General features: G+C 62.9%; 24 protein-coding genes and 1 pseudogene. 21 read left to right on the top strand and 4 right to left on the bottom strand.

The annotated features are described in order from the left end of the window. Window positions 1–55 precede the first annotated feature (55 nt). From EC86_RS27175 to EC86_RS0119210, 12 genes are all read left to right on the top strand, one after another. Entirely contained in the window at window positions 56–3,553 is a 3,498-nt protein-coding gene (locus EC86_RS27175) for a PAS domain S-box protein (protein ID WP_051676071.1), read from the top strand. 135 nt (window positions 3,554–3,688) lie between these two features. Continuing rightward, window positions 3,689–4,330 carry a response regulator gene (locus EC86_RS0119160; RefSeq protein WP_029527492.1) on the top strand — a complete coding sequence of 214 codons (642 nt, stop codon included), beginning with the start codon at window positions 3,689–3,691 and terminating at the stop codon, window positions 4,328–4,330. A 56-nt stretch (window positions 4,331–4,386) separates the two neighbouring features. Continuing rightward, on the top strand, window positions 4,387–5,946 hold the full coding sequence (locus EC86_RS0119165; RefSeq protein ID WP_029527494.1) for a sensor histidine kinase: 1,560 nt from the start codon (window positions 4,387–4,389) through the stop codon (window positions 5,944–5,946). A 252-nt stretch (window positions 5,947–6,198) separates the two neighbouring features. After that, window positions 6,199–6,594: a MerR family transcriptional regulator gene (locus tag EC86_RS0119170; RefSeq protein WP_029527496.1), complete on the top strand. Its 396-nt coding sequence runs from the start codon at window positions 6,199–6,201 to the stop codon at window positions 6,592–6,594. Window positions 6,595–6,675: 81 nt separating this feature from the next. After that, the gene (locus tag EC86_RS0119175; protein ID WP_029527498.1) at window positions 6,676–7,119 is read left to right on the top strand and encodes a PaaI family thioesterase; all 444 of its coding nucleotides are present in this window, start codon (window positions 6,676–6,678) and stop codon (window positions 7,117–7,119) included. A 44-nt stretch (window positions 7,120–7,163) separates the two neighbouring features. Then, window positions 7,164–8,345, top strand: coding sequence for an isovaleryl-CoA dehydrogenase (locus tag EC86_RS0119180; protein WP_029527499.1), 1,182 nt, complete (start codon window positions 7,164–7,166; stop codon window positions 8,343–8,345). Between the two features lie 25 nt (window positions 8,346–8,370). Further along, window positions 8,371–9,027 (top strand): carbonate dehydratase, encoded by a 657-nt coding sequence (can, locus tag EC86_RS0119185; protein WP_029527501.1) that lies wholly within the window; start codon window positions 8,371–8,373, stop codon window positions 9,025–9,027. Between the two features lie 36 nt (window positions 9,028–9,063). After that, window positions 9,064–10,935 carry a bifunctional isocitrate dehydrogenase kinase/phosphatase gene (gene aceK, locus EC86_RS0119190; RefSeq protein ID WP_029527502.1) on the top strand — a complete coding sequence of 624 codons (1,872 nt, stop codon included), beginning with the start codon at window positions 9,064–9,066 and terminating at the stop codon, window positions 10,933–10,935. 50 nt (window positions 10,936–10,985) lie between these two features. Further along, on the top strand, window positions 10,986–12,167 hold the full coding sequence (locus EC86_RS0119195; protein ID WP_029527503.1) for an acetyl-CoA C-acyltransferase: 1,182 nt from the start codon (window positions 10,986–10,988) through the stop codon (window positions 12,165–12,167). A 45-nt stretch (window positions 12,168–12,212) separates the two neighbouring features. Then, the gene (locus tag EC86_RS0119200; RefSeq protein ID WP_029527504.1) at window positions 12,213–13,343 is read left to right on the top strand and encodes an acyl-CoA dehydrogenase family protein; all 1,131 of its coding nucleotides are present in this window, start codon (window positions 12,213–12,215) and stop codon (window positions 13,341–13,343) included. A gap of 29 nt (window positions 13,344–13,372) precedes the next feature. Then, complete coding sequence (locus EC86_RS0119205) at window positions 13,373–13,789, top strand: rhodanese-like domain-containing protein (protein WP_029527506.1); 417 nt, start codon at window positions 13,373–13,375, stop codon at window positions 13,787–13,789. Window positions 13,790–13,993: 204 nt separating this feature from the next. Then, entirely contained in the window at window positions 13,994–15,154 is a 1,161-nt protein-coding gene (locus EC86_RS0119210) for an aminotransferase class V-fold PLP-dependent enzyme (RefSeq protein WP_029527507.1), read from the top strand. A gap of 22 nt (window positions 15,155–15,176) precedes the next feature. On the opposite strand, the gene EC86_RS0119215 is transcribed toward EC86_RS0119210, so the two are convergent. Beyond that, entirely contained in the window at window positions 15,177–16,145 is a 969-nt protein-coding gene (locus EC86_RS0119215; protein WP_029527508.1) for a TRADD-N-associated membrane domain-containing protein, read from the bottom strand. A gap of 73 nt (window positions 16,146–16,218) precedes the next feature. Next, on the bottom strand, window positions 16,219–16,383 hold the full coding sequence (locus EC86_RS28990) for a hypothetical protein (RefSeq protein ID WP_156955368.1): 165 nt from the start codon (window positions 16,381–16,383) through the stop codon (window positions 16,219–16,221). Between EC86_RS28990 and EC86_RS27910 the strand changes: the two are divergent. Beyond that, window positions 16,379–16,635 (top strand): annotated as a pseudogene (locus EC86_RS27910) (alanine--glyoxylate aminotransferase family protein); the annotation flags it as partial. The gene EC86_RS28990 and the pseudogene EC86_RS27910 sit on opposite strands and share 5 nt — an antisense overlap. Before the next feature lie 18 nt (window positions 16,636–16,653). Here EC86_RS27910 and EC86_RS0119230 read toward each other — a convergent pair. Then, entirely contained in the window at window positions 16,654–17,268 is a 615-nt protein-coding gene (locus EC86_RS0119230) for a DUF1326 domain-containing protein (protein ID WP_029527509.1), read from the bottom strand. An 81-nt stretch (window positions 17,269–17,349) separates the two neighbouring features. On the opposite strand from EC86_RS0119230, the gene EC86_RS27180 reads away from it, so the two are divergent. The 5 genes from EC86_RS27180 (at window position 17,350) to EC86_RS28995 (ending at window position 20,500) form a co-directional block, all read left to right on the top strand. Continuing rightward, window positions 17,350–17,541, top strand: coding sequence for a hypothetical protein (locus tag EC86_RS27180; RefSeq protein ID WP_029527510.1), 192 nt, complete (start codon window positions 17,350–17,352; stop codon window positions 17,539–17,541). Continuing rightward, window positions 17,522–18,316, top strand: coding sequence for a DUF2182 domain-containing protein (locus EC86_RS0119240; RefSeq protein WP_051676072.1), 795 nt, complete (start codon window positions 17,522–17,524; stop codon window positions 18,314–18,316). The genes EC86_RS27180 and EC86_RS0119240 overlap by 20 nt, the downstream gene beginning before the upstream one ends. A 141-nt stretch (window positions 18,317–18,457) precedes the next feature. Further along, window positions 18,458–18,868: a YchJ family protein gene (locus EC86_RS0119245; protein ID WP_029527512.1), complete on the top strand. Its 411-nt coding sequence runs from the start codon at window positions 18,458–18,460 to the stop codon at window positions 18,866–18,868. A 62-nt stretch (window positions 18,869–18,930) separates the two neighbouring features. After that, window positions 18,931–19,590 carry an HAD family hydrolase gene (locus tag EC86_RS0119250; protein WP_029527513.1) on the top strand — a complete coding sequence of 220 codons (660 nt, stop codon included), beginning with the start codon at window positions 18,931–18,933 and terminating at the stop codon, window positions 19,588–19,590. A 193-nt stretch (window positions 19,591–19,783) separates the two neighbouring features. Beyond that, complete coding sequence (locus EC86_RS28995; protein ID WP_156955369.1) at window positions 19,784–20,500, top strand: hypothetical protein; 717 nt, start codon at window positions 19,784–19,786, stop codon at window positions 20,498–20,500. Here EC86_RS28995 and EC86_RS0119260 read toward each other — a convergent pair. Further along, complete coding sequence (locus EC86_RS0119260) at window positions 20,492–21,544, bottom strand: AraC family transcriptional regulator (RefSeq protein ID WP_029527515.1); 1,053 nt, start codon at window positions 21,542–21,544, stop codon at window positions 20,492–20,494. The two genes, EC86_RS28995 and EC86_RS0119260, sit on opposite strands and share 9 nt — an antisense overlap. A 125-nt stretch (window positions 21,545–21,669) precedes the next feature. On the opposite strand from EC86_RS0119260, the gene EC86_RS0119265 reads away from it, so the two are divergent. The 3 genes from EC86_RS0119265 to EC86_RS0119275 are packed head-to-tail and all read left to right on the top strand — an operon-like array spanning window position 21,670 to window position 25,818. Next, window positions 21,670–23,409 (top strand): AMP-binding protein, encoded by a 1,740-nt coding sequence (locus tag EC86_RS0119265; protein ID WP_029527516.1) that lies wholly within the window; start codon window positions 21,670–21,672, stop codon window positions 23,407–23,409. 14 nt (window positions 23,410–23,423) lie between these two features. Continuing rightward, window positions 23,424–25,031 (top strand): carboxyl transferase domain-containing protein, encoded by a 1,608-nt coding sequence (locus EC86_RS0119270; protein ID WP_029527517.1) that lies wholly within the window; start codon window positions 23,424–23,426, stop codon window positions 25,029–25,031. Between the two features lie 4 nt (window positions 25,032–25,035). Next, window positions 25,036–25,818, top strand: coding sequence for an enoyl-CoA hydratase/isomerase family protein (locus EC86_RS0119275; RefSeq protein ID WP_029527518.1), 783 nt, complete (start codon window positions 25,036–25,038; stop codon window positions 25,816–25,818). Window positions 25,819–25,831: the final 13 nt, after the last annotated feature.

A 25,831-nucleotide genomic window follows, 5' to 3' on the forward strand; every position in this document is an offset into this window, starting at 1 on the left:
GCCGGCCCGCTTTCTGTTGCTGCCTCACTGGCTTTTGGCCGCTTGAAGAGATGTGATGAAGTTTGACATCACGCTACGCACTCGCCTGGTCGTGCTGGTGCTGGCAGCCATCCTTCCCCTGTTTGGGCTGGCGGTTGTTGGCGCGGTGCTGACATCCGGCAAAGCAGTCAGCCAGGCCCGGACAAATCTGGAATTCTCCGCATCGCTGCTGGCCGCCAACCAGGAGCGCGTTGCTGCTTCTGCGTATCAGATACTGACCGCCATTGCCAATATGCCGGTCGTGCAGGAGGGCAGGGATGCAGATTGCCAGCAGTATCTGCAGATTCTGGGTTCGCAGGCGCTGGGATATGTCAATCTCGGCATTGTGAGTCTTGACGGGTCTTTGCGCTGTATGGCCAGCGACGGGAGTCCGGGCGAATTCGCAGGGGACCAACCGTATTTTCAGGAAGCCATTGCGCGTCAGGGTTTTGTGGCGAGCGGTTTTCCCAAGGGGCGCAGTGGCACGCCTGCGATGGTCTTTGCGCAGCCTGTCGTCAACAAACAGGGGAACATCAACGCTGTCGCCTTCGCTGCCGTCAGCTTGAGCGAACTCTCCAAGTCCCTTTCCGAGGCACCCTTGCCAAGGGGGACGCACTTTGTCGTCACGGACCGCCAGGGCATTGTGCTGGCCAGCAATCTTGAAAATCCCATGGGGATCGGGCAAACGCTGCGTGACCCTGCCCTTCTGGCGGCGGTTAAATCGGGTGTGGGGGGAGGGTACGAAGGCAAAGACTTTACGGGTACGCAACAGATTTATGCCTTTCAGCCCAGCGGCAAGTCGGCTGAAGCGCCGTTTTTTGTGGCGGTGAGCGTGGACAAAAGCGAGGTGCTTAAGCCCGCCCGTCAGCGGCTGGTGCTGGTTTACCTGGCACTCACGCTGGTCGCCATTTTTGGAAGCTGGATTGCCTGGATGCTGGGCGGCCGCGTCATTGTGAAACCCGTCGCTGAAATTCTGGCGGCCACGCGCCAACTCCAGGCGGGGCGGCTTGATATGCGCATTGCGCTGGAGTGTGAAGATGACCCGAGCGAATTTACGCAAATATCAACGGGTTTCAACCGCATGGCCGAAGCCCTGCAGGCGCAGCAAGGTCTGCGGGAGGCAGAACTGTCGGCGAGCCGCGAAGTCCAGCAAAAATTGCGCGATGCCCAACTGCTGGCGCGCATTGGCTACTGGCAGTTTGACCTGGCGACCGGACAGCTTCGCCTGTCGGACGAGATTTTCGATTTCCTTGGCATCGACGCCGCGCTGTTCGAGGGCAATCTTGGCAGCCTCCTCAACCGGGTCCACCGCAGCGACCGGCAGGCTTTCCAGACTGCGTGCAACACCGCCATTCAGACCGGGACCAACCTCGACATCGAATTTCGCGTGGTTTTGGGTGGCGGGCATATCCGCTGGATTCATCAATTCGGCCTGGCCAGTGCCAGCAGCGAAGCCGGGCAATCCTTACAGCGCACCGGAGTGATCCAGGACATCACGGCGCGCAAGAGTGCAGAGCTGGCCCTTGTCAACAGCGAGCAGCGCTACGCAGCGCTGTTCAACAAGGCGCCAGTTTCCATGTGGGTCTATGACATTGCGACGAACCGCTTTCTCGCCGTGAACCAGGCTGCCTGCCGGGCCTATGGCTATTCGGAGGCGCAATTCCTGTCGATGCGCATTTTTGACATTCGGCCCGCCGCCGAGCATGAGGAGCTGCGCCAGTGGCTGGGCGATCCCCTGCGAAAAAGCGCCGTGTGGCACGACTTGCGCAAGGACGGCTCGCTGTTCCCGGTCGAGACGGTTTCCCAGCCGGTCCAATATGCCGGCCGCAATGCGCGGTTTGTCATCGCGATGGACAAGACCGTGCAGGAAAAAACCGAAAAGGATGCGCAGGAATACCTGTTTACCCTTCAGCGCGCGGCAGACGCCGCCCAGGCCATCACCTGGCATCGGACACTCGAAGGGACGATGCAGGAGATTGCCGAGCAGGCGCGAGGCGTCATTGGCGCGCACCAGGCGGCCGTGTGCTTGAGCGCCGACAGCATGCATCCGCAAACCATGCATGCGCTGTCGCTCTCGGAGAAATATGAAGCGTACCGGGGCATGATGAAGCCCACCGACGGCAGCGCCATCTATGCCGTCGTCTGCGAGAACAACCGCTGCGTGCGGATGACCCAGGCCCAGCTCGAAGCGCACCCCGGATGGCGCAATTTTGGCAGCCATGGAGAGGCGCCGCCGCCCATGCGCGGCTGGCTCGCCGTCCCGCTGATGGGCAGGGACGGAAAAAATATCGGGGTCCTGCAGCTGTCTGACAAATACGAAGGCGAGTTCACCAAGCAGGATGAATACGTCGCACTTGAACTGAGCCACCTGGCTTCCGCCGGCCTGGAAAACACCCAACTTCTCGAAGAAATCGGCCAGCTCAATGCGGTGCTGGAACAAAGGGTGGCGCAACGCACCGCCGCGCTGGTTCGCCAGGAAGCCTTGTTTCGCGCACTGGCAGAGCAGGCCCCGCAAATGGTCTGGACGGCCAGCCCGGACGGTCGCGCTACCTATTACAACCGCGCATGGTTTGACCTGATGGGCGGAACATTGACCGACTGGTCTGGTTACCAATGGCTCGCTGTCATTCATCCGGAAGATGTGGCGGGCATCAAGCACACCTGGGCCATTTCCAGGGAAAACCGGTCCCAGTACGCGGGAATCCGGCGCATGAAGGCCAGCGATGGCAGCTTTCACACCATGGCTTACCGGGCGTCCCCGGTGCTGGACGACCACGGTAAGGTGGCCTTCTGGGTGGGAATCGATGCGGACATCACGGAAATCAAGGCCATTGAAGCGGCTTTGCGGCTGTCAAACCAGGAACTGGAAGCCTTTTCATATTCCGTGTCCCATGACCTTCGCTCGCCGCTCAATACCATCGACGGCTTCAGCAAGCTGCTTGCCAAGCAGCTTGCGCCGCAAATAGCGGGCGATGCCGGTGTCAAGGCGAGTCATTACCTGATGCGCATCCAGGCAGGCGTGGCACAAATGGGGCAGTTGATCGAGGATTTGCTGTCCCTGTCGCAGGTCTCGCGTGCGCCCTTGAATACCGCGCTGGTGGACCTGTCCCTCATGGCGCACAAGCTGCTGGAGGAATGGAGCACCCGCCAGCCCGAGCGCCAGGTGACGGTGACGGTTGAAGACGGGCTGCAGGCGCATGGCGATGAGCGGCTGGTCCGGGTCATGATGGAAAACCTGCTGGCCAATGCGTGGAAATTCACCGGGCAAGAGGCGCAGGCTGAAATCAGCGTCGGCCAGCAATCCGACCTTGCGGGTTTTCCGGTCTTTTTTATAAAAGACAACGGCGCAGGCTTTGACATGGCTTACGCCGACAAGCTGTTTCAGCCCTTTCAGCGGCTGCACAGCGCTTCAGAGTTCTCGGGAACCGGTATCGGCCTGGCCACCGTCAGCCGCGTGATCAAGCGGCACGGCGGCCGCATATGGGCGGAGTCGGCGCCGGCGCGTGGCACCACGTTTTTCTTCACGCTGTCCTAGCACAAGGCCTGCCGCAGGGCATCAGGTGTTGTCCTTTTGTGATCTGAACGGGAATTTTGCTCCAGTCCAGATAAAACTCATTAAATTGATTAAGATTACAACTGTGACAAATTTAAACCATTTTAAAGTGCCTTGATGTCGCGTGAACCAAAATCCTTTGAAGCTGCCATTACCGCCAGTGATTTTTCAAGCGACGATTACTGCGGAACCAGCTATGCAGCCAAAATGCTCGGCCTGTCCGTGGCGACGGTCCAGTCGCTGGTCGAAAAAGGCGAAATCGATGCCTGGAAAACGCTGGGCGGTCACCGGCGCATCGCCCTGCAGTCGCTCAATGCCTACCTGGCCAAGCACAGCCCCCAGCTCTCGCGTGCCGATCTTCACCCCAAGAACCGCTTGCGAGTGCTGGTGGTCGAGGACGACGAGGCAACGCGTGACCTGTACCGCTGCCACTTTGACGAGTGGGATCTGCCGGTTGACTGCACCTGGATGTCGTCGGCGCTGGACGCCCTGATGGACATTGCCAGCATGCGCCCAGACCTCTTGATTTCCGACTTGTCCATGCCAGGCGTCGATGGCATCGAGATGCTCAGGACCATCAAGCGCAACCAGCAGCTGGCGGACATGCAGATCGTGGTGATCAGCGGCATGGCGGTGGATGCCATTGCCGCTCGCGGCGGGCTTCCGCCCCAGGCGCGCCTGATTCAAAAGCCGATCAATTTCGACTGGCTGCACGGCTATGTCACCGCGCTGGTCATGGCCAATGCGAAATGGCGCTGACCCCGCCCGCTGCACAAGTCTTCACGTTCCTGACACCCTAAGCCCGTCTGCCTGCCATGACCCGATTTCTGGACAAGTTCCGGGTAAGCCCGCCAGGCGACGCGCCCGAAACAAAACCGCATGATGTCAACGCCATCCTGCCATCGGCACGGCAGGAATGGAGTGCGGGCGACCTGACGCTCGATGGCATCGTGCTTCTTGACCACCAGCAGGCCATCGTTGACGCCAATCCACGGGCGCTCGTGTTTCTGCGCACGTCCCTGTCCGCCATCAGCGGCTACAGCCTGTGGGACGTCGTATCGCAGGAAAGCGCCAGCCAGCATGAAGAGGCAGCCGGCCTGGCGCTCGCAGATTCGGACCAATACGTTTTCGTTGTCCATGAAAGCTTTGAAAACAGCTGGGTCGAATACACCCTGCGGCGATGCGCCGCCGGTTACATCGTCAACCTGCGCGAAGCAGGGCCCGCACAAAAGTACCAGCGCCTGCTGGAGGACAGCAAACGCTACAACCAGCTGATCTTCGAAGCCAATCCGAATGTCATGTGGGTGTTCGACAGGACCTCGCTTCAAATCTTTGCGGTCAACCAGGCCGCCATCAGGTTTTACGGCATTGCGCGCAAGGCCTTCATGACACTCGGCATGGACGCGCTCTTCCCCGAGGGGGAAGGCGCCGAACTGCTGAATTCGCTGCACAGCGGAAAGGAAGGCCCCTCCGAGATGCGGCTGTGCCGGCAGAAAAAAATGGATGGCAAGGAGGTCCTGGTCGAACTCGCGTGGAGCCAGGTCAAGTGGGATGGCCACCAGGCGGTGCTGGTCAGCCTGGCGGACATCAGCGACCGGCACATTGCCGACACGGTCCTCAAGAAATCCAATGCCGAGCTGCAGCAGACCCTGCTGGCGCAGCAGGCCGAACTGAAAAATGCCAGGCATGACCTGCTGACCTTCACCCAGGCGGTATCCAGCGACCTGCAGGATTCCCTGCATGTGGCCCATGGCTTCGCGGCCAGACTGGCTGAAAAGTACTCGCCGGTCCTGGACGATCAGGGCCTGCACTACGTCAGGCGCATTCAGGCCAGCATCAGCCAGCTCGCCAGGCTGGTGGATGACCTGCGAACGCTGGCCCAGCTGCCGCTTCGCGCCGGCACGCCGGAAATGGTGGACCTGGTGCCCGTCTGCCGCTCCCTGTTGGCCGATCTGCGCAAGCTCGATCCGGACCGGGATGTGACCATCGAGATGGACAGCAGCCTGATGACCGTCGGGAACCGTGGCCTTTTGACCATTGCCCTGTCATGCTTGCTGGACAATGCCTGGAAATTCACCGCCAAAAAGAGCGAAGCATGGATCAAGGTGGGGCTGGTGCCCGGCAAGCTGTCGGGCGAACTGGTCCTGATGGTGGCCGACAACGGCGCAGGGTTCGATCCGGTCTACAGCGGCAATCTGTTCACGGCGTTTCAGCGCCTCCACTCTTCGGCCGACTTCCCCGGAAATGGCCTGGGGCTGGCCATCATCAAACGGGTCGCGCAGGTGCATGGCGGCACGGTATGGGCTGAAAGCCCCGACCAGATGGGTGCGAGCTTTTTCATGTCGCTGCCGCAGGCGCAGGCGGTCGTTTCCTGAGCCTGGTTTTTTGTCATTGGCATTGCGCCGCAGGCCGGGACTATTTTCAGGGCGCGCATCCTGAACACCGGCTCGTGGCCAAGGCGTATCGGCAAGGCCGTGAGCGGGATGCGCCGTGTCCACAGACCGGCTTCCTCCATTCACGTTATATTTGACGTTTACGTAAACGTAAGACGCCACGGCTTGCGGCCGCAGCACGGTAACGATTTTCGCTATTGTGGTGTTGCCCCGGCTGGGCCTTTACTTCTCCTCATGGCCACTACCTACACCATCAGCGATCTCGCCAAAGAGTTTGACCTGACCACCCGCGCCATGCGCTTTTATGAAGACATGGGCCTGCTGCAGCCCGAGCGCGACGGGCCGGGCGGACGCAACCGCGTGTATTCGGCGCGCGACCGCACACGGCTCAAGCTCACGCTGCGCGCCAAGCGCCTGGGGCTTTCCCTGACCGAAGCCAAGGAAATCATCGACTCCTACGACAGCCCGCGCGACACGGCGCCGCAACTGAGGAAATTCCTGGGCATCCTGACAGACCACCGGCAAAAGCTCGAAGCGCAGCTGGTCGATCTGCAGGCCAATCTGGACGAACTGCGCGTGCGTGAAAAGGAAACCAGAATGTTGCTTTCAAAAGCTGAAAAGTCAAAATAGGTGATAATTGACGTTTACGTAAACGTCAACTAAAAAGCCTGCCCGCAAGGCAGCTTCAACCCATTCTTACAGGGCCCTGTCATGGATGCCTCCACCGCGCCATCAGCGCTGTTCCAGCGAATCGAAGCGAGCTTTCTGCGGCAGGGGCTGATGCAGCACCTGGGCGCGCGGCTGGTGCGGGTCGAGCCCGGCCTGTGCGAGGTGGCGCTGCCTTATTCGGAGCGCGTCAACCAGCAGCAAGGCGGCTTTCATGGCGGCGCCATGGGCGCGCTGGCCGACATCGCCGGCGGCTATGCGGCGCTGACCCAGCTGGCTGACGATGTAGAAGTCACCACCGTCGAATACAAGATCAATTTCCTCGCCGGTTTCAAGGGCGGCGAGCTGCGCGCCGTGGGCCGCGTCATGCGGGCGGGCAAGCGCATCATCGTGACCACGGCCGACGTGATGCACCTGGACGCCAGCGGCAAGTCCAGCGGCTGCGCGCTGATGCAGCAGACCCTCGCGCCCGTGCCCAAAACCTATTAATTTCCGCGCGTCCTCCATCAACTTTTAAAAGAGACATTTCAATCATGAACAACATGCCTGGACTCAACTTCCAACTCGGCGAAGACATCGACGCGCTGCGTGATGCGGTGCGCGACTTTGCGCAGGCCGAAATCGCTCCGCGCGCCGCCGAACTGGACCGCAACGACCAGTTCCCGATGGACCTGTGGGAAAAGATGGGCGCGCTCGGCGTGCTGGGCATCACCGTTGGCGAGGAATACGGCGGCGCCGGCATGGGCTACCTGGCGCACATGATCGCGATGGAGGAAATCAGCCGCGCCAGCGCCTCGGTCGGCCTGAGCTACGGCGCGCACAGCAACCTGTGCGTCAACCAGATCAAGCGCAATGGCACCGAGGCGCAGCGCCAGAAATACCTGCCGAAACTGATTAGTGGCGAACATGTCGGCGCGCTGGCCATGAGCGAGCCGGGCGCCGGGAGCGACGTGATCTCGATGAAGCTCAAGGCCGAGGACAAGGGCGGCTACTACGTCCTGAACGGCAGCAAGATGTGGATCACCAACGGCCCCGATGCCGACACGCTGGTGGTCTATGCCAAGACCGAGCCCGAACTCGGCGCGCGGGGCGTTACCGCCTTCCTGATCGAAAAAGGCATGCCCGGCTTTTCCGTCGCGCAAAAGCTCGACAAGCTGGGCATGCGCGGCAGCCACACCGGCGAGCTGGTGTTCAGCAACGTCGAAGTGCCGGCGCAAAACATCCTGGGCAACCTCAACGGCGGCGCCAAGGTTCTCATGAGCGGCCTCGACTACGAACGCGCGGTGCTGACCGGCGGGCCGCTGGGCATCATGCAGTCGGTCATGGACAGCGTGCTGCCCTACATCCACGACCGCAAGCAGTTTGGCCAGAGCATCGGCGAGTTCCAGCTGATCCAGGGCAAGGTCGCCGACATGTACACCGTGCTGCAGGCCGGGCGTTCGTTTGCCTACACCGTCGCCAAGAACCTCGACATGCTCGGCACCGACCATGTGCGCCAGGTGCGCAAGGACTGCGCTTCGGTGATTTTGTGGTGCGCCGAAAAGGCCACCTGGATGGCCGGCGAGGGCATCCAGATCTACGGCGGCAACGGCTACATCAACGACTACCCGCTGGGCCGCCTGTGGCGCGATGCCAAGCTGTATGAAATTGGCGCCGGCACCAGCGAAATCCGCCGCATGCTGATCGGCCGCGAGCTGTTTGCCGAAACCATGTGACCGCACCCGGCAACTACACCCCCTTATGACCAGCTCCCTTCAAGACCTCTTCACCGACAACCGCGCATGGGCTGCGCGAATGGAGCGTGAACGACCCGGCTTTTTTACCAGCCTCAAAAGCCAGCAAAACCCCAAGTACATGTGGATAGGCTGCTCCGACAGCCGGGTGCCTGCCAACCAGATCACCGGACTGGACCCGGGCGAGGTGTTCGTGCACCGCAACGTGGCCAACGTGGTGGTGCCGACCGACCTCAATTGTCTGTCCACCATCCAGTTTGCGGTGGACCAGCTCAAGGTCGAACACCTGATGGTCGTCGGCCACTATGGTTGCGGCGGCGTGAAAGCGGCCCTGCACAACCTGCGTCTGGGCTTGGTGGACAACTGGCTGCACCACGTCAAGGATGTGCGTGACCGCCACGCGGCGATTCTTGAGGCGGCAGCGCCCGAAGCGCGGATTGACATGCTGTGCGAGCTCAATGTGATCGAGCAGGTCATGAACGTGGCGCAAACCACCGTGATGCAGGACGCCTGGGCGCGCGGGCAGCGCGTGACCCTGCATGGCTGGGTCTATGGTCTGAAGGACGGTCTGCTGCAGGACCTGCACATCACGCTGGACAGCCTTGACGGCATGCCGTCCCTGTACCGTGCCGCCATTGCCGGTGTGTCGGAAACCCGGCGTTAAATCTGCCCACATCTGCAGCATCAACCCCGCCACACCATGTTTCCCCAGCGCCTTGATTCCACCGTCGCCTACGCCATCGCCAAGGCGATGATGGACGGCTTCAACCGGCACTACCAGCTGTTTCGCACCGAATCAAGCCGCGCCAAGCACCGCTTCGAGACTGCCGACTGGCACGGCCAGCAGCGCGCCCAGCGCGAGCGCATCGAGTTCTACGACCTGCGCGTGCGCGAAGCGTCGATCCGGCTGGAGCGCGAGTTCAAGGCCGGCGAGCAGACCATGGACGTGTGGCACCAGGTCAAGCTCCATTACATCGGCCTGCTGGTCAACCACCACCAGCCCGAGCTGGCCGAGACCTTCTTCAACTCGGTCACCACCAAAATCCTGCACCGCAGCTATTTCCAGAACGATTTCATCTTCGTGCGGCCCGCCGTCAGCACCGAATACATCGAAAACGAGGAACCGACGGCCAGGCCGACCTACCGCGCCTATTACCCGACGCAGGGCAACATGCACGAGACGCTGGTCAAGCTGGTGGGCGACTTCGGCCTGACGTGCGAGTTTGAGGACCTTCCGCGCGATGCCGGTTACGTTGCCGAGGCCATGGCCCGGCGTCTGGGCGATGTCAAGCTGCGGGCCAATTTCCAGATCCAGGTGCTCTCGGGCCTGTTCTTTCGCAACAAGGGCGCCTACGTCGTCGGCAAGATCATCAACGGCTTTGGCGAGATTACCTTTGCCCTGCCGATCCTGCACCGCCAGCCGGCGCCGGGGGAGGCGCTGGCGGCCGAAGGCAAGGGCATCTCCAGCCAGTCGGACGCCGGCAAGCTGGTGATCGACGCGGCGCTGTTCGGCGAGGACGACCTCTTGATCCTGTTCAGCTTCGCGCGCGCCTATTTCATGGTGGACATGGGCATTCCGTCGGCCTATGTGCAGTTCCTGCGCAGCCTGATGCCGCGCATGCCGCGCGCCGAAATCTACAACGCGCTGGGCCTGGCCAAGCAGGGCAAGACGCTGTTCTACCGAGACTTTTTGCACCACCTGCGCCATTCGACCGACAAGTTCCGCATCGCCCCCGGCATCAAGGGCATGGTCATGCTGGTGTTCGATCTGCCGTCGTTCCCGTACGTGTTCAAGGTCATCAAGGACTATTACCCGCCGCAAAAAGACACGACGCGCGAGCAGATCAAGGGCAAGTATTTGCTGGTCAAGCAGCACGACCGCGTCGGCCGCATGGCCGACACGCAGGAATACAGCGAGGTCGCCTTTCCGCGCGAGCGTTTCAGCGACGAGCTGATCGCCGAGATCGAGAAATTCGCGCCCAGCCAGCTGGAAATCAGCGACCGCGACGGCGACGGCCAGACGGAAGTCATCCTCAAGCATGTCTACATCGAGCGCCGCATGATCCCGCTCAACCTCTACCTGCAGGAAGCCTTCGACATGGGCGTGGCCGAGCCCGCCGCCCGGGACCAGATCGAGCGCGCCGTGGTCGAATACGGCAACGCCATCAAGGACATGGTCGCGGCGAACATCTTTCCGGGCGACATGCTGTGGAAGAACTTCGGCATCACGCGCCACGGCAAGGTCGTGTTCTACGACTACGACGAGATCGAATACATCACCGACTGCAAGTTCCGCAAGGTGCCCCTGCCCCGCAACGAAGAAGACGAAATGAGCGGCGAAGTCTGGTACAGCGTCGGACCCAAGGACGTGTTCCCCGAGACCTTCGGCCCCTTTTTGCTCGGCAACGACACGGTGCGCGAAGTCTTCATGAAGCACCATGCCGACCTGCTCGACGCCGCTTTCTGGCAGCGCCACCAGGCGCGCATCCAGGCCGGCCATGTGTACGACGTGTTTCCGTATGAGCAGCAAAAGCGCTTCGCCGTCATGCACGACCCTGCACGCGCCGGTTGAAGCCGCTGCCATCAACCCCATTTACCAACCACCCCATTCAAGGAGAAAAAATGTCTGAATCCATCGTCATCCTCGGCGCTGCCCGCACCCCCATGGGCGCTTTCCAGGGCGATTTCGCCAGCCTGTCGGCCAACGACCTGGGCGGCGCCGCCATCCGGGCCGCCGTCGAGCGCTCGGGCGTCGCGCCTGAAAAGGTCGATGAAGTGCTGTTCGGCAACTGCCTGATGGCCGGCCAGGGCCAGGCGCCGGCGCGCCAGGCCGGCTTCAAGGGCGGCCTGCCCGCGTCTACAGGCGCGGTCACGCTGTCGAAAATGTGCGGCTCCGGCATGGAAGCCACCATGCTGGCGCACGACCAGCTGCTGGCAGGCAGCCGCGACGTGGTGGTTGCCGGCGGCATGGAAAGCATGACCAACGCGCCGTATCTGCTGCCCAAGGCGCGCGGCGGCATGCGCATCGGCCACGACCGCGTGATGGACCACATGATGCTCGACGGCCTCGAAGACGCCTACGAGGCCGGCCGCTCCATGGGCACCTTCGGCGAAGACTGCGCCGCCAAATACGGCTTCACCCGCGAGCAGCAAGACGCCTTTGCCACCGCCAGCGTGCAGCGCGCCAAGCAAGCAACCGAATCCGGTGCGTTCAAGGATGAAATCACCCCCGTCACGGTCAAGGGCCGCGCCGGCGAGACCGTTATTTCCATCGACGAAGGCCCGGGCAAGGTCAAGCTCGAAAAAATCCCGGCGCTCAAGCCCGCGTTCAAGAAGGACGGCACCATCACCGCCGCTTCCAGCTCGTCCATCAACGACGGCGCCGCCGCGCTGGTGCTGGCCCGCGAATCGACCGCCAAGGAACTTGGCCTGACGCCACTGGCCCGCATCGTCGGCCACGCCACCTTTGCGCAGGCGCCCGAATGGTTCTCGACCGCCCCGGTCGGCGCCGTCAACAAGCTCTTGAAGAAAATCGGCTGGGACGTGAAAGACGTGGACCTGTGGGAAATCAACGAAGCCTTTGCCGTCGTGCCGATGGCGGCGATGGCCGACCTGAACCTGAGCCACGACATCGTCAACGTCAACGGCGGCGCCTGCGCACTGGGCCACCCGATCGGCTGCAGCGGCGCGCGCATCATCGTCACCTTGATGCATGCGCTGAAAGCGCGCGGCCTGAAAAAAGGCGTTGCGACGCTGTGCATCGGCGGTGGCGAAGGCACGGCGCTGGCCATCGAAATACTATAAAAACAATAGCTAACTACACAGACAAACCAAGCGCAGGAGGCCAATTTGATACTCAATGACGACCAAGAACAGGTGCGCGATGCGGTGCGCGCCTTTGCACAGGCGGAACTCTGGCCCCATGCCGCGCGCTGGGACAAGGAGCATTACTTTCCGAAGGAAGCGCACAAGGGCCTGGCCGCGCTGGGCGCCTACGGCATCTGCGTGCCCGAGGAATTCGGCGGCGCCAACCTCGATTACGTGACGCTGGCGCTGGTGCTCGAAGAAATCGCCGCTGGCGACGGCGGCACCAGCACGGCGATCAGCGTGACCAACTGCCCGGTCAACGCCATCCTGATGCGCTACGGCAACGCAACGCAGAAAAAGCAGTGGCTGGTTCCGCTCGCGCAGGGCCACATGCTCGGCGCCTTCTGCCTGACCGAACCGCACACCGGCAGCGATGCCTCGTCATTGCGCACCACGGCGGTGAAGGACGGCGACGGCTATGTGCTCAACGGCGTCAAGCAGTTCATCACCAGCGGCCAGAACGGCCAGGTCGCCATCGTCATCGCCGTCACCGACAAGGGCGCCGGCAAGAAGGGCATGAGCGCCTTCATCGTGCCGACCGACGCGCCCGGCTATTCGGCCTCGCGGCTCGAAGACAAGCTCGGCCAGCATTCGAGCGACACCGCGCAGGTCAACTTCGACAACTGCCGCGTGCCCGCCGAGAACCTGATCGGCGCCGAAGGCGAAGGCTACAAGATCGCGCTGGGCGGTCTGGAAGGCGGGCGCATCGGCATTGCCGCGCAAAGCGTCGGCATGGCGCGCAGCGCGTTCGAGGTGGCGCTGAACTATGCCAAGGACCGCCAGAGCTTCGGCACCGCCATCTTCAACCACCAGGCGGTCGGTTTCCGGCTGGCCGACTGCGCGACCCAGCTGGAGGCCGCCCGCCAGCTGATCTGGCACGCCGCCAGCCTGCGCGACGCCGGCCGGCCCTGCCTGAAGGAAGCGGCGATGGCCAAATTGTTCGCCAGCGAAATGGCCGAAAGCGTCTGCAGCATTGCCATCCAGACGCTGGGCGGCTACGGCTATGTGACCGATTTTCCGGTCGAGCGCATCTACCGCGACGTGCGCGTCTGCCAGATCTATGAAGGCACGAGTGACGTGCAGAAAATCATCATCCAGCGCGCGCTGGCATAAAGAGCAGCCTGCATTCAAGGAGACAAGAAATGCCCATTACCAAAGGTTTCCAGGCGCTCGTCGATGAGGCCATGGAAGAGATCAAGACCTATTCCGTCGAAGACGTGAAAGCCCGGCTGGCCGACTCCGGCGTGCAGATCGTCGATATCCGCGACCCGCGCGAACTGGAGCGCGGAGGCACGGTGGTCGGCGCCTTGCATGCGCCGCGCGGCATGCTGGAGTTCTGGGTCGATCCGGCGTCGCCGTATTTCAAGCCGATTTTTGCCGATGAAAGCAAGGAGTTCATCCTGTTTTGCGGCGCCGGCTGGCGCAGCGCCCTGGCCACCAAGACGCTGCAGGACATGGGCATGCGCAACGTCGCCCACATCGACGGCGGCTATGCCGAATGGCAAAAGCAGGGCGCGCCGACTGAAACGCTGGAAGCGCGCAAGGCCGGCAAGGCCTGATCTTTCCAAGCGCAGCCTTCAGCGAACGACTCCGGTAGCGCGGCCCTTGCATGCGGTCGCGGGTTGCCAGTTTTAAGGAAAATCGGCCTTTTGCGCAATTCCAGCATGCGTAAGCAGCTATGAATAAGTGAGTGATCCTGAGAAAAAGCGCATCGTGCTAAGCTGCCAGGACAACTCATTTTTCAACGATTGCGAGACAACACCATGCCCGGACTATTGCCCAACATCGACCCTGACGGCCTGCTTGAATTTTCGGTGGTGTACACCGACCGCGCGCTCAACCACATGTCGCGCAGCTTCCAGGGCGTGATGAACGACATCTCCCGCATTTTGAAAGACGTGTACCAGGCGCATTCCGTCGCGCTGGTGCCCGGCAGCGGCACCTACGGCATGGAAGCCGTGGCGCGCCAGTTCGCCACCGGCAAGCCGGTGCTGGTGCTGCGCAACGGCTGGTTCAGCTACCGCTGGACGCAAATTTTCGACATGGGCGGCATTCCCGCCGCCTCCACCGTGCTCAAGGCGCGCCAGACTGGCACCGGCGCGCAGGCCCCGTGGGTGCCCGCGCCCATCGCCGAGGTGCAGGCGGCTATCGCCCGCGACAAGCCCTCCGTCGCCTTTGCCCCGCACGTCGAAACCGCCTCCGGCATGATCCTGCCCGACGGCTATTTGCGCGCCGTGGCCGACGCCGTGCATGCCGTGGGTGGCCTGTTCGTGCTCGACTGCATCGCGTCGGGCGCGATGTGGGTCGATATGCAGGCGACCGGCGTCGATGTCTTGATTTCCGCACCGCAAAAAGGCTGGAGCAGCTCGCCGTGCTGCGCGATGGTGATGCTCAGCGAGCGCGCCAGGGCCGCCATCGACTCTACTGTCAGCACCAGCTTTGCCTGCGACCTGAAGAAGTGGCTGCAGATCATGGAAGCGTATGAAAAAGGCGGCCACGCCTACCACGCCACCCTGCCCACCGACGCCCTGACGCGCCTGCGCGCCGCCATGCAGGAAACGCAGGCCTATGGGTTCGCCAAGGTGAAGGCCGAACAAGTTGTACTGGGCAGCCAGGTGCGCGCGCTGTTCGAAAGCCGTGGCCTGCCTAGCGTGGCCGCCGACGGCTTCAAGGCGCCCGGCGTGGTGGTCAGCTACACCACCGATCCCGACATCCAGTCGGGCCGCAAGTTTCTGGACCAGGGCCTGCAGACCGCCGCCGGCGTGCCGCTGCAATGCGACGAAGGGGCAGACTTCATGACCTTTCGCGTCGGGCTGTTCGGGCTGGAGAAATGGCACCAGGTGGAGCGCAGCGTGGGGCAGCTGGCGGCGGCGCTGGACCGGATCGGCTTGGTCGCACCCGTGGGCGAGGCGGTCGCTGGCTGAGAGGGGAGTGCCTGCACGCGATTCACGGTGTTGCCTTGGCTTCGCTTGTCGGGAGCAAAGAACGCATCCCTTTGGCGCCCACAAGGGGCGGCCTCTCGGGCATCTCGTTCCAGTCCAGCACTTTTTCGATGATGGCCTTCTTGATCTCATCGGATTTCTCCAGGGTCTGGATGGTTGTAGCCATTCTGAAGCACAGGATGGAGGTATGGCTATGCATCTGGCGCTTGTAGTAATAGGTCAGTTGGGCGGTTGTGCTGCGGTAAACCCAGAGAAACAGCGCGGATACGAATTCGATGATGGCCGCTCCGCTCAGTATGAGTATCTGGAAATCTTGCTGCGGTCTTGTCAGGCCCAGCTTCTCCACCGGCCCCACATACAGGGCGATGCCGATCAACAAAAGGATGAACCCGAGCCACATCGCCAATACGGCGTTAAAGAAACTTTTCCGGGTCTGGTTCAGGCCAATCGCGTAATAGGCGTCCAATTGAGCGCGGCTGTATTTCAGCAGCGGAAGGAGGCCCGCTCCATCGCCATGCTCAAGCCGGCTGATCGCATCCTGCTCGGTTTCGCGAACCACGCGCTGGGCGTCCTGAATCGTTGCGTTCTCAATCGTCAGTGAGATGTCCGCAAGGAAACCGGCCAGGGCAAGAGTCCCCATGGTCGCAAAGATGGGGATGAAGAAGAGGGCGATGAAGCCCAAGGATGCCTGAATCCAATGCCACCATTGTTGATTCGCGAACTCCCATAAGCGACCAGGCAATTCGTACCAGGCAACGTAGGCGAGTGGCACCAGAAGCAGGAATGCCAGGGCGACAACGGCCCACCCGAGGATCACGATTTTTGGACGCCTGAGGAGAAGCTGACGCAATCTCTCCGGGCGCGCGGCTGGTTTCGTGGCTTCGGTCGGCGTACCGATCTTCTGTTCGGGTCGCTGTCCTGGCGCGGGCGGTTCTTGCTCCGCTTGCCTGGCAAGGACGGTCTCATCATTCATTTTTATTTCCTCCTAGGCCAGGAGCGTGATTGCGGCCCGCACGCCGCCGGGGTAAATACCGGCAGCACCAGCGTCAAAAAAATATCCGCAAACGCACGCTAAATGTGCGCTCCTCGATGACCGATGCGTTGAGAAAAATCAACTGATTCGCACATGGCTGGAGGCTGCAAAAATCAGAGCCATGAACACTATCTTGATGCGCCGGAGCGGCGCGGGACTGGCCGGCGGCAATGTTCAAGGCGCCCGGCGTGGTGGTCAGCTACACCACCGACCCCGACATCCAGTCCGGCCGCAAGTTTCTGGACCAGGGCTTGCAGCCGCCGCCGGCGTGCCGCTGCAGTGCGACGAAGGCGCGGATTTCATGACCTTTCGTGTCGGGCTGTTCGGGCTGGAGAAGTGGCACCAGGTGGACCGCACGGTGGGGCAACTGGCGGCGGCGCTGGACCGGATCTGCTTGGTGGCGCCCGTGGGCGAGGCGGTCGCTGGCTGACTGAAGACGGGTCTGCGCTCAACCCGCCCAGGCGAAGGGCGCAAAGTGGCCGTTGCGGGTGCCGGTTGCGTCCTCCCAGTCGATGCCGAAAGCGTGAAAGCGGCTGCGCTTTGCCTTGGCGAGAGACAGCCGGCTATTGACGGGATGCGCGGTGTTGTCGATGCCGATGGCCTGTTCGGGATCGGTGACGCTCGGGAGCCCTTCGCAAGCCTGGTCCACCAACTCGCCTGCGCTCATGGCGTAATTCAGCCCGTCGACCTCGAACCGGATGGGCCGCCGCTCGACGCCTGCATTCGTGCTGACGAGTGGTGCCAGTGCTGCCATCGGGCCGCCCGCCGAGCCGCTGGCGATGGCGCTAACGGCCTCAAGCTGCTGATCCGAAGCGGTGTCGTCGATGATCAGCCCGACTGTCATGTTGCCTTCACCCATGGGGCCGGGCGAATGCAAGATCAAAACGAACGACAGCCCATCAAGGGCAATGCCGTCCTTGGCACCTTTGTCGATGTGCAGGGTGACCGCAGCCTTGCAGTCGCCTTCGGTCGGTTGTGCCGTGAGGTTGGAGGTAATGCAAGGGCAAAGAAATGCGCAATTGCAGGTCTCCATGTATTGACCGGTGATTTGCCAGCTAGACATGGCGATACTCCTTTGCAAAAAAGTTTCGGTTCGCATATCCGCGTGCAGTGAGCAGATTCGTTGCCACCGCGACTGCACCCAATGCAGTTTATTCCGATGTTTGAGCCTTCGCAATGCTGCCTCTTTGCCCTGTTTGCTGCGTGCGCGCATTGGCAGGTGGCGCAGATCGAAATGGAAGTCACCCCGCTTGACTGGCTGCACAAACACGCGCATCGTTCAAGGACGTTCGTGAACTGGCGAAGGATATTGATTGATGCGACAGCAAAAGCCTGATTCGGCGGATACGGCGCCACAAGGCCTGCTCATCCTCGCTACGCGGCAGCCCAGGCTGGCGACGGGGATTCTTGCCATCAGCGTGATCGGCTGGTTGTTTTTGGCCTGGATCGCGGTCGATATGAGCCAGCCGTTTGCGCAGTTGACGATGCCGGACTCCTCACAATGGGGTGCTGCGAGCGTGCTTGCGATCTGGACCATGTGGGCGCTCATGATGGCCGCGATGATGTTGCCGTCGGCACTGCCAATGATCCTGACCTTCGTCGATCTGGGGGTGCGCAGCGCAGAGCCGGCGCGAGGACGCAGCTTCGTTGCCGCCTACCTGTTCGTCTGGTTTGCCTTCAGCGCCGGAGCCACCGCCGCACAGTGGGTACTGCAAGCCATGGGCTGGGTCAATCCGATGATCGTCAGTTCCTCGGCGTTGCTGACTGCGCTGTTGCTGCTCATCGCCGGTGCCTATCAGTTTTCGCGCCTCAAACAGGTATGCCTTTCGCGTTGCCGCACACCAATGGGTTTCTTGCTCGGGGAGTGGCGCGCTGGCGTGTACGGCGCCTTCGTGATGGGGGTGCGGCATGGCCTGTTCTGCGTAGGCTGCTGCTGGGCGCTGATGGCCCTGCTTTTCGTGGGTGGCGTCATGAACCTCGCCTGGGTCGCGGCGCTGTCGATTGCAGTCGCGATTGAGAAATTGGCGCCGAGAGGAGAACGACTGGCGTCAGCCCTTGGGCTTGGGCTGATTGCAGCGGGTCTTGTCAAATTGCTGGTCCTCGTGAACTAAGCGTCAACAGCCGATGCGGTGGCAGGGTATGCCATACATATGCTTGCCCGGCCTGAAGTCTGTAAAAATCAGAATAATGAACGATATCTTGACGCGCCCATACGACATGCGCCCGGGATCTTCCTGGGAGATCCTGAACCCATGACAATTCCTTGCCCCTGCGGCCGCACCTCGACCCATTCGGCCACAACCGCCAAACCCCAACCCCTGTATTTCTCCGCCTGCTGCGGGCCATTCCTAGAAGAAAACATCCCCGCCCCCGACGCCGAAGCGCTGATGCGCTCGCGCTACAGCGCCTTCGTTTTCCGGCGGGCCGACTATTTGCTCGCCACCTGGCATGCCTCCACGCGCCCGGCCACGCTGGACTTTGCGCCCGGCGCGAAGTGGCTGGGGCTGGACGTGCGTTCGCACCGGGTGCTGGACGCCGACCACGCCGAAGTCGAGTTCGTCGCCCGCTGCCGCGATGCGGGCCGCGCCACGCGCCTGCACGAGCGCAGCCGCTTCGTGCGCGAATCGGCGCGCTGGTTGTATGTCGATGGCGACCAGTTTTAGCATCAAATGACCTTTTTGCGCACGTCCTGCAAGCGAAAGCAGCTATTAAAAAGAGAGTAAAAATGAAATTCGAAGCGATCCTGTTTGACTGCGACGGCGTGCTGGTGGACAGCGAGCCGATCACCAACGGCGTGCTGCGCGACATGCTCGAAGAAGGCGGCTGGTCGCTGACGCCGGCCGAATGCATGCGCGTGTTCGTCGGCAAGGCGGTGCGCGACGAGCGCGGGCTCATCGAAGCCAACACCGGCCGGCCGCTGACCGAGGACTGGATGGCCGAGTTCTACGCGCGGCGCAACAGCGAATTGCAGGCGCGCCTTACGGCCATCGCGGGCGCGCACGAAGCCGTGGCCGCCGCGCATGCCCACGCGGCCGAGCGCATCGCCTGCGCTTCGGGTGCCGACCGCTTCAAGGTGGAAATGCAGCTGGCGCAGGTCGGGTTGATGGAGTTTTTCGCCGGCCGCATCTTCAGCGGCCACGAGATGCCGCGCTCCAAGCCCGCGCCCGATGTGTACCTGGCGGCAGCGGCGCATCTGGGTGCGGCGGGCGCGCGCTGCCTGGTGATCGAGGACACGACCACCGGCGTGACAGCCGGCGTGGCGGCGGGCGCCACCGTCTGGGCGTATTGCCCGACGCCCGGTCACGGCCCGGCCTTGGAACAGGCAGGCGCGATCCGTCTGTTTGGCCACATGGCCGACTTGCCGGCGTTGCTGGCGGCGGATTGACTTCCTGGCTGGACCGATCCGGCTGTGGCGGCGGCCCATGCCTGCATGGCTTGAGGTTGAAAGAACTGCTGAGTTGACTTGCTTGAATTGCGGTAACGCCGAATGTGACAAGTTGCATTGAATTTCAAAGTTTTTCTGGTTATTGCTCTGAAAGAGGCTCCAAATTGGTGCTCCTCAAAAAACAACAATACCCATGATGCTTGTAACGAAATCCTCGGTCATTTGTCTCTCCTTCCTTACCTTGGCCCTTGGAAGCCATGCCCAACAGCCACCTCAAGCGGGTGCTCCCTCCGCCAAGCCCGACGCGTCCAATTCGCAGCCAGTCGCCAGCCCGAATCGAACCAGTTCGCGGACGTGGGCCACGTCGGACAAGGGCGGCAAGTCCAGGCACAACGGCGAGAAATCCGAGAAATCCGAGAAAGGTGAGAAAGGTGAGAAAGGTGAGAAAGCCGCGATCAAATGGGTCGATGCAACAGGCCGGACGATGGGACGGGCCATCGGAAACCATGCCATCCTGACGACTTTCGACAACCAGCTGGCGACGATCACGGGGCTTTACCCGGACCAGACCTGCGATGCTGATCGTGTATGCACCTACCCGAGCAACGGCGCCCGGTGGTCGGAGTTTGAATCGGTTTACTACACCACGCCAGATTGCACCGGCATTCCTTATTCGCTGTCTGCCGCCATGGGCACGCCGTACCTGGGTGTTCCGGTGGTTGACAGCGGCGGGGCCTACCTCTATTTCTTCAAGGCGGTCGATACGACCCGCGTAACCCTGCGTTCAAACTATTCGAACAATGCCTGCTTTGTGATCGGGATTCGCGGGGCGTTTCCGACTGACGCCGCGCCGGTTTCCGACGTGGTCCCGGCGTCCACTTACGGAACGCCGCCTTTCTTTTTAAAGTAGCCCGGGTCTGCTGCGGCGAAATTCCGCGGGCGACTGGCCGGTCCAGTCCTTGAACGCCCGCATGAAGCTTTTCTCGTTCTGAAAGCCGGCTGCCTCGGCCACCTGCTTGATGGGGCGGCGGGTGCGCAGCAGCAACTCCAGCGCCCGCGCGCGCCGCACCTCGTCCTTGAGCGCCTGCAATGACGCGCCTTCTTCCTTCAACTGCCGGTGCAGGGTGCGCGGCGAGACGTGCAGCATCGCCGCCAGCGCATCGGCGCCATGGGTTTGCGCCGGATGCGCGGCCAGCGCCTGGCGCACGCGCTGCACCAGCAGCCGGTCGCGCCGGTAGGGCAGCACCGTCAGCGGCAGGGCGCGCTCCAGCATCTGTTGCAGGGCGCGCTCGTCGCGCCGCAGCGGCAGGGCCAGGTAGCGGGCGTCAAAGCGGATCGCTGCCGGTGCGCTGTCAAATGCGGTCGGGCCGGAAAACAGCACGGCGTACACCTCGCGGTGCGGCGGCGCGGCAAACGGCAGTTGCGCGGCCAGCAGCGGGATGCGCGAGTCGATCAGCCAGCAGGCGACGCCCAGGATGTTGCGGAGCACCGAAACCAGGCAGAACTCGCGCAGCGCGCCCAAATCGCGCTGCTCGGTGATGCACAGGGTCGCGGTGTCGCCCGCCACGCCAAGCGTCAGGGCGATGTCGTCGGCGATCAGCCCGTGGTGCCGGCACCAGCGCTTGAGCGCCACGCCCAGCGTCGGCGCGCTGAGCGAAGCCCGCGCGAGCATGCCGTAGCTGCCCCAGGGCAGGCGCCGGCTGAACCAGCCGAGCGCCTCGTCGTCGAGTTCCTGCATCGCCAGGCCCGAGATGCGTTCCATCTGCCAGGCGGTGATGCGCGACGCGGGATCGAGCAGCGCTGCCAGCGCGATTTGTGCCTGCGCCAGCGCGCCGGCCGGATTCATGCCGCGCCGCTCATAGGCCAGCAGGATTGCTTGCACGAAGGCCATCGGCGTGACGGCGGGCGCATTCAGAGGTGGCGTGGCGGCAGAGGCGGAAAGGGCTGATGGCATATGCGCAAGTGTGAGGGACGGTGGCACGATTTGCAACCATCGTGGCTTTTCGCGATGGCGCGATTCGCGCAGGATGCGCCATACTGTCGCTGGCCGCGCGTGCCGGCGGCCGCAAGGAGACCACCATGAGCGAAGAACTTTCCGCAACGTGTCCAGCAGCCGCGCCTTTCACGCGCAGCTACGCCCGTGGCGCCACCGACGTGCCGCTGATCGAGCAGCCGATAGGCGCATTTTTTGACGCCATCGCGGCGCACCAGCCCGACCATGAGGCGCTGGTCAGCGTTCACCAGGGCCGCCGCTACAGCTACCGCGAACTGCAGCGCGAAACCGACCGCCTGGCCAGCGCGCTGCTGGGACTGGGCCTGCAGAGCGGCGAGCGCGTCGGCATCTGGTCGCACAACAACGCCGAATGGGTGCTGCTGCAGCTGGCCACGGCCAAGGTCGGGCTGATTTTGGTCAACATCAACCCGGCCTACCGCACCGCCGAAGTCGAATACGCGCTGAACAAGGTGGGTTGCCGCGCGCTGGTCACCATGGCGCGCTTCAAGACCAGCGACTACATCGGCATGCTGCGCGAGCTGGCGCCCGAGTGGGCGCATGGCCAGCCCGGCCGGCTCGAATCCAGCACGCTGCCGCATCTGCACAGCGTGGTCTGGATTGACGAGGCCGGGCAGGGCGACGACCAGCCCGGCCTGACGCGCTTCTCCGATCTGCTGGCCAGCGGCAACCCCGACGATGCGCGGCTGGCGCAAGTCGCCGCTACGCTGAAGGCGACCGACCCGATCAACCTCCAGTTCACCAGCGGCACCACCGGTTTCCCCAAGGGCGCGACGCTGACGCACCGCAACATCCTGAACAACGGCTTTTTCATCGGCGAGGCGATGCGGCTCACGCCGGCCGACCGCCTGTGCATTCCGGTGCCGCTGTACCACTGCTTCGGCATGGTGCTGGGCAACCTGGCGTGCCTGACGCACGGCGCGACCATCGTCTACCCGAACGACGGTTTTGAGCCGCTGAGCGTGCTGCAGACGGTGCAGGACGAGAAATGCACCGGCCTGCACGGCGTGCCGACCATGTTCATCGCCGAGCTCGACCATCCGCGCTTTGCCGAGTTCGACCTGTCCACGCTGCGCACCGGCATCATGGCGGGCTCGCCGTGCCCGACCGAAGTCATGAAGCGCGTCGTCAGCGACATGAACCTGGGCCAGATCACGATTGCCTACGGCATGACCGAGACCAGCCCGGTCAGCTGCCAGAGTTCGATTGACACGCCCCTTAGCAAGCGCGTCTCGACCGTCGGCCTGGTGCAGCCGCACCTCGAAGTCAAGATCATCGACCCCGAGAGCGGCGAGATCGTCGCGCCCGGCGTGTCGGGCGAATTCTGCACGCGCGGCTATTCGGTCATGCACGGCTACTGGGACGACCCGGCGCGCACGGCGGAATCCATCGATGCCGACGGCTGGATGCACACCGGCGACCTGGCGACCATGGACTTTGAGGGCTACGTCAACATTGTCGGCCGCATCAAGGACATGGTGATTCGCGGCGGCGAGAACATCTACCCGCGCGAGATCGAGGAATTCCTTTACCGCCATCCCAAGGTGCAGGATGTGCAGGTCGTCGGCCTGCCTGACAAGCGCTACGGCGAGGAACTGTGCGCCTGGATCGTGCCCCGGCCCGGCGTAATGCTGGCCGAGGATGAGATTCGCGACTTCTGCAAGGGCCAGATCGCGCACTACAAGGTGCCGCGCTACATCCGCTTCGTACCCGGTTTCCCGATGACGGTGACCGGCAAGATCCAGAAATTCAAGATCCGCGACAAAATGAAAAACCAGCTGGGGCTGGAAGAAGACAAAACCGCCTGAAAGACAACGGAACCATGACCACGATCGAAACCAAACTCAACGCCCGTTCCGCCGACTTCCAGGCCAATGCCAGCGCCATGCGCGCGCTGGTGGACGACCTTCATGTGCAACTCGCCAAGTCCGCTGCCGGCGGCGGCGAAGTCGCCAGAGCCCGCCACACCGCGCGCGGCAAGCTGCTGCCGCGCGACCGGGTGCAGATGCTGCTCGACCCCGGCACGCCCTTCCTGGAAGTCGCGCCACTGGCCGCGCTCGGCATGTACAAGGGCGACGCGCCGTGCGCGGGCCTGATCGTCGGCATCGGCCGGGTCAGCGGCGTGGACTGCATGATCGTCTGCAACGACGCCACCGTGAAGGGCGGCACCTACTACCCGCTGACCGTCAAGAAGCACCTGCGGGCGCAGGAAATCGCCCAGCAGAACCACCTGACCTGCATCTACCTGGTCGATTCGGGCGGCGCCAATTTGCCGAACCAGGACGAGGTGTTTCCCGACCGCGACCACTTCGGCCGCATCTTCTTCAACCAGGCCAACATGAGCGCGCTCGGCATCTCTCAGATCGCCGTGGTGATGGGCAGTTGCACGGCGGGCGGCGCCTACGTGCCGGCCATGAGCGACGAAAGCATCATCGTCAAGAACCAGGGCACGATTTTCCTGGGCGGCCCGCCGCTGGTGAAGGCCGCGACCGGCGAAGTCGTGACGGCCGAGGACCTGGGCGGCGGCGATGTGCATACCCGGCTGTCGGGCGTGGCCGACCATCTGGCGCAAAGCGACCTGCATGCGCTGGCGCTGGCGCGGGCTTCTGTGAAGAATTTGAATAAAAACAAGTCTTCTGCGCACGCCGGACCTGCGCCTCTAGCTCCTAAATTCGTAGCGCAAGAGCTGTACGGCGTGATTCCCGTCGATGTGCGCAAGCCCTTCGACGTGCGCGAGATCATCGCCCGCATCGTCGATGGCAGCGTGTTCGACGAGTTCAAGGCGCGCTACGGCACCACGCTGGTCTGCGGCTTCGCGCACATCGAGGGCATGCCGGTCGGCATCATCGCCAACAACGGCATCCTGTTCAGCGAATCGGCGCTCAAGGCAACGCACTTCATCGAGCTGTGCTGCCAGCGCAAGATTCCGCTGGTGTTCCTGCAGAACATCACCGGCTTCATGGTCGGGCGCAAGTACGAGAACGAGGGCATCGCCCGCAACGGCGCCAAGATGGTGACGGCGGTCGCCACGGCGGCGGTGCCGAAGTTCACCGTCATCATCGGCGGCAGTTTTGGCGCCGGCAATTACGGCATGTGCGGCCGGGCGTTTTCGCCGCGCTTTTTGTGGATGTGGCCGAACGCGCGCATCAGCGTCATGGGCGGCGACCAGGCGGCCGGCGTGCTCGCCACCGTCAAGCGCGACGGCATCGAGGGCAAGGGCGGCGCCTGGTCGGCCGAGGAAGAAGAAGCCTTCAAGGCGCCGATCCGCAGCCAGTACGAGCACCAGGGCCATCCGTATTACGCCACGGCGCGGCTGTGGGATGACGGCGTGATCGACCCGGCCGACACGCGCCGTGTGCTCGCGCTGGGCCTGAGCGCGTCGCAGAATGCGCCGATTCCCGAGACGAAATTCGGTTTGTTCAGGATGTAAAGCCATGACGAACGCACTTGAAACCACCCAGCAGGGCGCCGTGCTGACGCTCACGCTCAGCCGCCCCGACATCCGCAACGCCTTCAACGACGAAGTGATTGCCGAAATCACCGCTGCCTTTCAGGACGCAGCCAGCCGCGCCGAGGTGCGCGCCGTGGTGCTGGCCGCCATCGGCCCGGCCTTTTGCGCCGGGGCTGATTTGAACTGGATGCGCCGCATGGCCGACTACACGCGCGACGAGAACCTGCTTGATGCTAGCGCGCTGGCCGAAATGCTGCGCGTGATGTACGAATGCCCGAAGCCGACCATTGCCCGCATCCAGGGCGATGTGTATGCCGGCGGCATGGGGCTGGTGGCGGCCTGCGACATGGCCGTCAGCGTCGATACGGCGAGCTTCTGCCTGAGCGAGGTCAGGCTGGGGCTGATTCCGGCGACCATCAGCCCGTATGTGATCCGCGCCATGGGCGCGCGTGCGGCGCACCGCTACTTTCTGACCGCCGAGCGCTTCGACGCGAAGGAAGCGCACCGCATCGGCTTCGTGCATGAAGTGGTGAGCGCCGACGCGCTGGACGCCAAGGTAGCGGAATTGACGAACGCCCTTAGCAGCGCCAGCCCGAACGCGGTGCGCAGCTGCAAGACGCTGGTGCAGGAAGTGGCCGGCCGCGACATCGAGGCGCCGCTGATCGGCCGCACGGTGGAAGGCATTGCCGACATCCGCACCAGCAGCGAAGGCCGCGAAGGCGTGCAGTCTTTCCTGCAAAAACGCAAGCCGTCCTGGCTAGTCTGAGTTTTTCAAAGGA

Origin of the sequence: Polaromonas glacialis, assembly GCF_000709345.1 — a bacterium.
GTDB classification, from domain to species: domain Bacteria; phylum Pseudomonadota; class Gammaproteobacteria; order Burkholderiales; family Burkholderiaceae_C; genus Polaromonas; species Polaromonas glacialis.